This window comes from Variovorax sp. 20P10.2.4 (assembly GCF_058244205.1).
Genome location: NZ_JBZAYE010000283.1, coordinates 1 through 9,032 on the forward strand (window position 1 = coordinate 1; position 9,032 = coordinate 9,032).

General features: G+C 68.7%; 8 protein-coding genes and 1 pseudogene. 6 read left to right on the forward strand and 3 right to left on the reverse strand.

All coding sequences use genetic code 11. From position 1 onward, the window contains the following. Both AC27VN_RS23475 and AC27VN_RS23480 read right to left on the reverse strand, forming a co-directional pair. Nucleotides 1-295: pseudogene (locus AC27VN_RS23475) on the reverse strand (hypothetical protein); the annotation flags it as partial. Continuing rightward, the gene (locus tag AC27VN_RS23480) at nt 292-1,167 is read right to left on the reverse strand and encodes a hypothetical protein (RefSeq protein WP_490878060.1); all 876 of its coding nucleotides are present in this window, start codon (nt 1,165-1,167) and stop codon (nt 292-294) included. The pseudogene AC27VN_RS23475 and the gene AC27VN_RS23480, both read right to left, overlap by 4 nt. A gap of 243 nt (nt 1,168-1,410) precedes the next feature. On the opposite strand from AC27VN_RS23480, the gene AC27VN_RS23485 reads away from it, so the two are divergent. From AC27VN_RS23485 to AC27VN_RS23510, 6 genes are all read left to right on the forward strand, one after another. After that, nucleotides 1,411-2,385, forward strand: a complete 975-nt coding sequence (locus AC27VN_RS23485; protein WP_490878061.1) for an ATP-binding cassette domain-containing protein — start codon at nt 1,411-1,413, stop codon at nt 2,383-2,385. A gap of 53 nt (nt 2,386-2,438) precedes the next feature. Further along, entirely contained in the window at nt 2,439-3,284 is an 846-nt protein-coding gene (locus tag AC27VN_RS23490; protein ID WP_490878062.1) for an ABC transporter permease, read from the forward strand. A gap of 1,138 nt (nt 3,285-4,422) precedes the next feature. Next, nucleotides 4,423-5,766 (forward strand): hypothetical protein, encoded by a 1,344-nt coding sequence (locus tag AC27VN_RS23495; protein WP_490878063.1) that lies wholly within the window; start codon nt 4,423-4,425, stop codon nt 5,764-5,766. A gap of 143 nt (nt 5,767-5,909) precedes the next feature. Beyond that, complete coding sequence (locus tag AC27VN_RS23500; protein WP_296780485.1) at nt 5,910-6,716, forward strand: MHYT domain-containing protein; 807 nt, start codon at nt 5,910-5,912, stop codon at nt 6,714-6,716. Nucleotides 6,717-6,845: 129 nt separating this feature from the next. After that, on the forward strand, nt 6,846-7,955 hold the full coding sequence (locus AC27VN_RS23505) for an acyl-CoA dehydrogenase family protein (RefSeq protein WP_490878066.1): 1,110 nt from the start codon (nt 6,846-6,848) through the stop codon (nt 7,953-7,955). A 152-nt stretch (nt 7,956-8,107) separates the two neighbouring features. After that, nucleotides 8,108-8,416: a Dabb family protein gene (locus AC27VN_RS23510; protein WP_490878064.1), complete on the forward strand. Its 309-nt coding sequence runs from the start codon at nt 8,108-8,110 to the stop codon at nt 8,414-8,416. A 16-nt stretch (nt 8,417-8,432) separates the two neighbouring features. Here the strand turns inward: AC27VN_RS23510 and AC27VN_RS23515 are convergent. Beyond that, nucleotides 8,433-9,032: LysR family transcriptional regulator substrate-binding protein (locus AC27VN_RS23515; RefSeq protein ID WP_490878065.1), on the reverse strand; the 600-nt coding region annotated here is incomplete at its 5' end.

Here is a 9,032-nt window from a genome sequence, read left to right on the forward strand (position 1 = left end):
CGCGCAGCGACTCCACGCGGCGCGGCGTGGCATGCACCGTCGGCAGCATGCGCGTGAGGTTGCCCATGTGGCTCTTGTTGCGGCGGATGTCGTCGACGCGCGCGAGGAACAAGGTACAGCGCTGCGCGATGCGGAAGGCCGGCACCGGTGCCTCGTCGGGCCGCTGCCCGGGCTCGGGCGAGGACTCGAAGACCATGCTCAGCGGCTCGTTCTCGTCGACCGCGTGCGCCAACGGCGTCAGCGCGCCGGCCAGCAGCACGAGCACGGCAGCGCGATGAAAGCGAAGGCGCGTCATGGCACGGTGCTCCGGATCGAATACAGCGCCTTGTCCTCGTCGCGGAACAGCACGCGCGGCGGACCGGCCTGCGCGTCCTCGATGCCCTGGCCGCCGATCACGACCCAGGTGCCGTTGACGTTGAAGCGCCCGGTCTTCACCGGCCCCGCGCGTGCGCCCGCGATGTCGAGCGCGAACAGGCGCATCGTCTGCGCCACCGAGTCGCGCATCACGGCGCGCAGCGCCTGCCCATCGTTGGCGACCAGCCGCCGCACCACCGTGGGCCGCGTGCCGCCGCCGATCGGCGACTGGTAGATCGCGCCCGCGCGGTAGACCGGCTCGCTGCCGCCGTCCTGCCACAGCAGCGCGGTGGTGCGCGTGGTGAAGGCGCCGAGCCCCGGCTCGAGCGCGTACTGCAGCAGCAGCACGAGATAGGCGGGCCCGTTGCGCGTGGCCGCGATGCGCGCCTCGTGCTGCGCCTTGGGCGGCATCGCGGGCAGCACCTGCGCCGAGGCGATGCGCAGCGGCGGATAGAGGCCGGTGGCACCGATCTCGCCGAGCGCGATGCCGGCCTCGGTGCGGTAGTCGTAGTCGAGCAGCGGCCCGACCGTGGCGCCGACCTCGGCGCTCATCTCCTTCTGCCGCGCCTGCTGCACCGAGGAGTCGATCAGCGCGCCGATCATGCCGCCGCCGAGCGCCGCGGCCGCGCCGGGCGGCTGGGCCGAGAACATGAAGCTCTCCTGCGCGACCACCACGCGCACGTCGACCTCGGGCAGCTTCGCGCGCTCCGCCGCGCCGATCGAACGATGGAAGGGCGCGCAGGCCGCGAGCAGCGCGCTGCACAGCACGAGCAGCAGCGCGCGCCAGGGCCGCGACGCGGTCGCTGCCGTCATCGGCCGCAAACCCGGAAGAAGAAGGAAGTGCACGGCCTGTGGCTTGTCTGCATGGAAGGTCGGACGAAAGGATGCGTGGGGGGACTGCGGCCGGGGCCGGCGAAGCCGCGATTGTGTCTCGCTCGCGCGCGCCATGGGCTCGCGGTGAACCCTGGTCCCCCGACGGACGGCGCCGCGCGCGGGCCTGCGTCAGAATCGTCGCGTTCCGCGGTCCTCCCTGTCTTCCTCTTTCTGGTCCCGCCCGTGTACTCCTCCTCCCAAGCTGTCTCCCCTCCCTCGCCGGCCGCCGCGCCCGCCGCGCCGCTCTTTCGCGTGGCGAACCTGCGCAAGCGCTACGGCGATACCACGGTGGTCGACGATCTCTCGTTCGACATCGCGCCCGGCGAATGCCTGGGCGTGATCGGCCCGAACGGCGCCGGCAAGACCACCACCATCCGCATGTGCCTGGGCCTCACCGCGCCCGATGGCGGCAGCATCGAGGCGCTGGGCCTGCAGATGCCGCGCGACGCGCTCGCGATCAAGGCGCAGCTCGGCGTGGTGTCGCAGTTCGACACCCTCGACCCCGACTTCAGCTGCGCCGAGAACCTCGTGGTCTATGGCCGCTACTTCGGCTTCGCGAAGAAGCAGGTGCGCGAGCGCGTGCCGCAGCTGCTCGAGTTCGCGGCGCTCTCGCACAAGGCCGATGCCAAGCCCGGCGAGCTCTCGGGCGGCATGCGGCGCCGGCTCTCGCTGGCGCGCGCGCTGGTCAACGACCCCAAGCTGCTGCTGCTCGACGAACCCACCACCGGCCTCGACCCGCAGGCGCGCCACCTGATGTGGGAGCGCCTGCAGGTGCTGCTGCAGCAGGGCAAGTCGATATTGCTGACCACCCACTTCATGGACGAGGCCGAGCGCCTGTGCTCGCGCCTCTTGGTGCTCGACCACGGCCGCAAGATCGCCGAGGGCCGCCCGCGCGACCTGATCGCCGAGCACCTCGAGCCCGACGTGGTCGAGGTCTACGGCAACGGCGCGCTCGCGCTGGCGAACGTCGACGCACTGCGCGCCCTGGCCGCGCGCGTCGAGGTCAGCGGCGAGACGGTGTTCTTCTACACGCAGGACGCGCGCCGCCTGCTCGAGGCGCTGTCGCAGCACCCGGGCCTGCGCACCTTCCACCGGCCCGCGAATCTCGAGGACCTGTTCCTCAAGCTCACGGGGCGGCAGATTCGCGAGGACGGCTGAGGGCCTCGCCTCGTGCACGCCGCAGAACGACAACTCAGAGACACACCGATCGCATGACCACTCCGACCCTCGCCACCGAGCCCTCCTCCTCTTCTTCGCCACCCTCGCCCTCCGCGTGGCGGCCGCCGCAGCTGTCGATGCGCTGGTGGCCCGTGTTCCTGCGCAACCTGCTGGTGTGGCGCAAGCTCGCGATCCCGAGCCTGATCGGCAACATCGCCGAGCCGCTGATCTGGCTCGTGGCCTTCGGCTACGGCATGGGGGCGCTGGTGGGGCAGGTGAGCGTGGGCGAAACGAAGGTGCCCTACATCCTGTTCCTGGCGAGCGGCTCGATCTGCATGAGCGCGATGAACGCGGCCTCGTTCGAGGCGCTGTATTCGGCCTTCTCGCGCATGCACGTGCAGAAGACCTGGGACGGGATCATGAACGCGCCGGTGGGGCTGGACGACATCGTGCTGGCGGAGATGCTGTGGGCGGCGTTCAAGTCGATCTTCACGGTGACGGCGATCCTGTTCGTGATGCTGGGGCTGGGGATCAGTCACAGTCCGAAGCTGTTCGTGGCCTGGCTGGTGTTGGCGGGGGCGGGGGTCACGTTTTCATCGATCGCGCTGATCTTCAATGCGATGGCGAAGGGGTATGACTTCTTCACGTACTACTTCACCTTGTTCATGACGCCGATGATGTTCTTGAGTGGGGTGTTCTTTCCGCTTGAGCAACTGCCTGGGGCTGTGCAGGTGGTGGCGGGGTGGTTGCCGTTGGCTAATGCTGTGGCGTTGGTTCGGCCTTTGTTCATGGACCAGTGGCCTGTGGGGTGGGGTCGGCATGCTGGTGTGCTGGTGGTTTATGCGGGGGTGGCGTTTTGGGTGGCGTTGGCTTTGACTCGGAAGAGGTTCAGGGCTTGATTGGCGTTGATCTTTTTGCCTCGGGCTTGCTTTTTGGTTAGGCCGTAGGCCGGGTCCCGCCCCGGCGGGCGGCTCACTTTCTTTGTCTCGCCAAAGAAAGTAAGCAAAGAAAGGCGACCCCACTGTCTGCGACCCTCCGCTTCGCTACGGGCAACCTGCGGTGCTCGCGTTTCGCGGGGTCTCGCAGAACTCGCTTCGCTCAAACAGCTGCGAGCCCTTATCCGCGAAACGCTGCGCTCCTCGGCGCAGCCAGAGGGGAGTGGATCGGGCCATCGCTGCGCTCGGCCTCGCATACCCAACGGGCCTTCGCTTTGCTCGGCCTCAGTGAAAGATCCAAGGCCTACGCATGCGCACTCACCACACAAGGACGCGCCATGGCGCGTTGACCCTAGTCCCCTCTGGCTGTGCCGAGGAGCGCAGGAGAAAGCGGGATAAGGGCCGCAGCTGTCTGAGCGGAGCGCAGCGCAGCGAGTTCTGCGGACCCCCGCTTTCTCCGAGCACCGCAGGTTGCCCGTAGCGAAGCGGAGGGACACAGACAGTGGGGTCGCCTTTTCTTTGGTTACTTTCTTTTGGCGAAGCAAAAGAAAGTGACTCGCCCGCCGGGGCGAGACCCGGCCAACGGCCTAACCACAAGAGACAGCACCTTAAGGAAACCCAAACCTCTGTCTCACCAGCGACCAATTCCCCCTCCACATTCCCTAGACTCCCCCGCGCGCCCCAAAAAAAGCCGAACAAAGAGAAGAGAGAAGGAGACCCCGTGCCCACCTGCCCCCTGTTCCGTCGCTTCGCGATCGCCACCACGGCCGTCTGGCTCGCAGCCTGCAGCACCACAACAACGACAACGAGCCAACCGTCAACGACCCCAGCAGTCGCACAGACACCAGAGCCGGCACCCGTACCGTCCCCACCCCTCATCACCACAAGACCCACAGCCTGGCACCCCCCAGAGCCCCTGGTCCCCCCCTCCTCCTTCTCCGGCGTCCACGGCCTCGCCATCGACCAGAAGGGCCGCCTGCTCGCAGGCTCGGTCCTGGGCAACACCCTCTGGGAAGTCGACAGAAAAACAGGTGCAGCCAAGATCCTGATCGACGCCCCCGAAGGCCAGTCCGACGACATCGCCATCGGCCCCCAAGGCGAGATGGCCTGGACCAACTACCTCATGGGCATGCTGCGCTACCGCGAGAACGACACCGCCCCCATGCGTGTCCTCGCGAAGGACCTGCCCGGCCTCAACTCCCTGGCCTTCGACCCGCGCAACGGCAAGCTCTACGCCTCGCAGGTGTTCCTCGGCGATGCGCTGTGGGAGATCGACCGCGCGGGCCAGAAGCCGCCACGGCTGATCCGCAAGGACATGGGCGGCTTCAACGGCTTCGAGGTCGGGCCCGACGGCATGCTCTACGGGCCGCTGTGGTTCAAGAACCAGGTGGTGAAGATCGATCCGGCCGACGGGCGCATCACGCCGATCGCCGATGGCTTCCAGATCCCGGCCGCGGCCAACCTCGACGGCAAGGGCAACCTGTGGGTCGTCGACGCGCGCAGCGGCGAACTCGTGAAGGTCGAGCTCGCCACCGGCCGCAAGACGGTCGCGAAGCAGCTCAAGCCCTCGCTCGACAACCTCGCGATCGCGCCCGAGGGCACGATCTACATCTCGAACATGGCCGACAACGAGGTCATGGCCTTCGAGCCCGCCACCGGCGAGCTGCGCACGCTCACCGGCGGCAAGCTCGCGGTGCCGGCCGGCATGAAGCTCGACGGCAACGACCTCTGGGTCGCCGACGTGTTCGGCTTCCGGCGGGTGGACGTGCGCAACGGCGAGGTGCGCGACGTGTTCCGCATGCAGCGCGAACCCGAGCTCGAGTACCCGTTCGCGGTCGGGCTCTCGGCGCGGCTGTTCGCGCTGAGCTCGTGGTTCACGGGCACGGTGCAGCTTGTCGACCGGCAGACGCTGAAGACGGTGGAGATGATCCATGGCCTGAAGGCGCCGTTCGACGCGATCCCGATGCCCGACGGCAGCGTGATCTACGCCGAGATCGCCACCGGCAGCATCACGCGCGCGAGCGGCGCGAAGTTCGCCGAGCGGCAGGTGATCGCGAGCGGGCTCAACGGGCCGGTGCAGATGGTGATCGGCCGCGACGGCGCGCTCTACGTGACCGAGGCGGCCGGCAAGCTGCTGCGCATTCCGCTCGACGCCAGCGCGCCGCTGCGCACCATCGCCGACAAGCTCGCGCTGCCCGAGGGCCTGGCGCAGACGCCCTGGGGCAGCTTCGTGGTGGCCGAGAGTGCGGCGCGGCGGCTGGTGGAGATCGACCCGGTGGACGGCTCGCGCCGCACCATCGCCGAGAACCTGCCGATCGGGCTGGCGCCCGGGCCCGGACTGCCGCCGCCCTATGTGGTGACCGGCGTGGCGGTCGGGCCCGACGGCACGGTCTACATGGCGGCGGACCGGAACAACGCGATATACCGGATCCGGCCTCAGCGCTGAAAAATTAAGAGAAAAGCAATCTAAACAGAATTGTAAAAAACCAGTTTACTTTTAAAAACAAACATTACAAACTCGCCCGGAACGGTCCGGTACCACCGATTTCCGGGGGCGAGCGGTGCCGTCTTCCTGTCGAAAGGACAACCATGACACCGCTCGTCGCAGGCCAGCTGCTGTCGCCCGAATACTCGTTGGGGCTGGTGGCACTGTCGTACTTCATTTCCTTCGCCGGCTCGCTGACCGCGCTGATCTGCGCCGGGCGCATGGTCGGCGCCGACGGCCGCCCGAACCTCGCGGCCGTGGCCTGCGCGGCGGTGGCGCTCGGCGGCATCGGCATCTGGTCGATGCACTTCATCGGCATGCTGGCGTACCGGCTGCCGGTCTCGATCGCCTACAACATGCCGCTGACGGTGGTCTCGCTGGTGGCGGCGATCCTGATCTCGGGCATCGCGCTCTACCTCGCGGGCGGACGCCGCAAGTTCAGCCGCGCGGGCTGGCTCGCGGGCAGCCTGCTGGCCGGCCTGGGCGTGTGCGTGATGCACTACATGGGCATGTTCGCGATGAACATGCGCGCGTCGATGCAGTTCGACCCGATGGCGGTCGGGCTGTCGGTGCTGATCGCCATCAGCGCCGCCGCCGCCGCGCTGTGGCTGGCCTTCAACGTGCGCAAGCTGAGCCTGCAGATCGGCGCCGCGGCCGTGATGGGCCTGGCGGTCTGCACCATGCACTACGTGGGCATGAGCGCGGCCACCATGGTCTGCACCGCCGCCGCCCCGGTCGATGCGCTCGCCATCGGCGGCAGCTACATGGGCCTCACGGTGTTCGGCACCGCCGGCGCGGTGCTGATCTTCATCTACTGGGTGCTCACCGGCAACAGCATCGAGTCGCCGATCTCGGCCGCCTCGAACGCGCGGCCGGCACCGGCCACCGCGCGCCGCGCGCGCACCAGCTAGTTGGCGCAAGCCCCACGGCCGGGGCGCGCCTAGAGTTCCTGCGATCGGGGCCCAGAGCGCCCCGCCCGTACGGACACCATGCATTACACGCACGAACACCTCGAGATCCAGAAGACCCTGCGCCGCTTCATCGACGAGGAGATCAATCCGCACGTCGACGAGTGGGAGGCGGCCGAGACCTTCCCCGCGCACGAGGTCTTCAAGAAGCTCGGCAACCTCGGCCTGCTGGGCCTCAACAAGCCCGAGGCCTACGGCGGCGGCGGCCTCGACTACTCGTACGCGATGGCGCTGGCCGAGGCGCTGGGCCACGTGAGCTGCGGCGGCGTGCCGATGGCGATCGGCGTGCAGACCGACATGTGCACCCCCGCGCTCGCGCGCTTCGGCAGCGACGAGTTGCGCCGCGAGTTCCTCGCGCCGGCGATCGCGGGCGATACCGTGGGCTGCATCGGCGTGTCCGAGCCGGGCGCGGGCAGCGACGTGGCGGGGCTCAAGAGCCATGCGCGCAAGGATGGGGACGACTACCTCATCAGTGGCCAGAAGATGTGGATCACCAACAGCCTGCAGGCCGACTGGATGTGCATGCTGGTCAACACCGGCGACGGCCCGGTGCACCGCAACAAGTCGCTGGTGATCGTGCCGATGGACAGCCCCGGCATCGAGAAGGCGAAGAAGATCCGCAAGATCGGCATGCACTCGAGCGACACCGGCCTGATCTATTTCGACAACGTGCGCGTGCCGCAGCGCTACCGCATCGGCGAGGAAGGTCAGGGCTTCGTCTACCAGATGCAGCAGTTCCAGGAAGAGCGGCTGTGGTGCGCGGCCAGCTCGCTTGAGCCGATGGACGACTGCATCGCGCAGACCATCGAATGGGCCCAGCAGCGCAAGCTGTTCGGCGGCACGCTGGCCGACCAGCAGTGGGTGCAGTTCAAGCTGGCCGAGCTCAAGACCGAGGTCGAGGCGCTGCGCGCGCTGACCTACCGCGCCTGCGACCTGCACGTGCAGGGCCAGGACGTGACCGAGCTGGCCTCGATGGCCAAGCTCAAGACCGGCCGGCTCACGCGCGAGGTGGCCGACACCTGCCTGCAGTTCTGGGGCGGCATGGGGTTCACGCTCGAGAACCGCGTCTCGCGGCTGTACCGCGACGGCCGGCTGGCCTCGATCGGCGGCGGCGCCGACGAGGTGATGCTCGGCATCCTCGCGAAGACCATGGGCATCGCGAAGCGGCCGCCGCGCGACTGAGCCCGGAGCGCCACCAGCGGAAAACAGTTCTCCAGCGGCGACGCGGTCTTTCGCGCCGCGCCTGCATACCATCGTCCGCACGCCGCGGGCTCCTTCCTGATCCGCGGGAGCTGGAGCCCTCGCGTGATCTTCGTCTTTCATTCCCCCGCGCCATGTTCAAGCACATCGTGATGTGGGACCTGCGCGCCGACACGCCCGAGGAGAAGGCGCGCGCCACGCAGTTCGTGAAGCAGCAGTTCGAGTCGCTGCGCGGCCAGGTCCCGGGCCTGCTGCGCATCGAGGTCGGCATCGACTCGAGCCGCGTCGCCTATGCCTGCGACGTGGTGCTCTATTCGGAGTTCGACAGCCAGGCCGCGCTCGACGGCTATGCCACGCATCCGGCGCACCTGCGCGTGCGCGAGGCGCTGGGCGATCTGCGGATCGCTCGGCACCAGGTGGATTTCGCGGCCGACCCCAGCTGACAGCGACGCCTCGGCGCTACCCCTGCTCGGCCGCCGACTCCCTGCGCGCCAGCGCCATGCAGAAGCCGCGCACGATCTGCAGCGCGGGCGCCTCGGTGCGGCCCTCGAGCGTGACGAAGGCGAACTGCGCATCGAGCCCGGCCTGCGGCGCCACGGCCAGCTCGACCAGTTCGCCGCCATCGCGCAGCGCGCGCGTGACCGCGAGCACACCAAGGAAGATCGCGTCGGTGTTGCGCACGGCTTCCACCAGCACGCCGATCTCTTCCGAGGACACCTGCAGCCAGCGCTGCGGACTGGCCTCGCTGCCGTAGCGCTCGACCAGGCGGCGCGCGACGTCGTCGCTCACGCGCGTGGAGATCAGCGGAAAGCGCGCGAGCTCGGCGAAGGCCAGCGCGCCCGCCTCGCGCAGGCGCCTTGCCAGCGGATGGTCGCGCCGGCAGACGAAGCCCGAACGCAGGGTGGGCAGCACCTCGATGCGCAGGTCCTCGCTCGGCGAGAGCGCGCGGTAGGTGATCAGCAGCGCATCGATGGCACGCGCGCGCAGCGCCGCGAGCTGCTGCTCGGGCCCGCCGCCATGCAGCTCGAGGCCGACGCGCGGGTAGTCGCGCAGCATGTG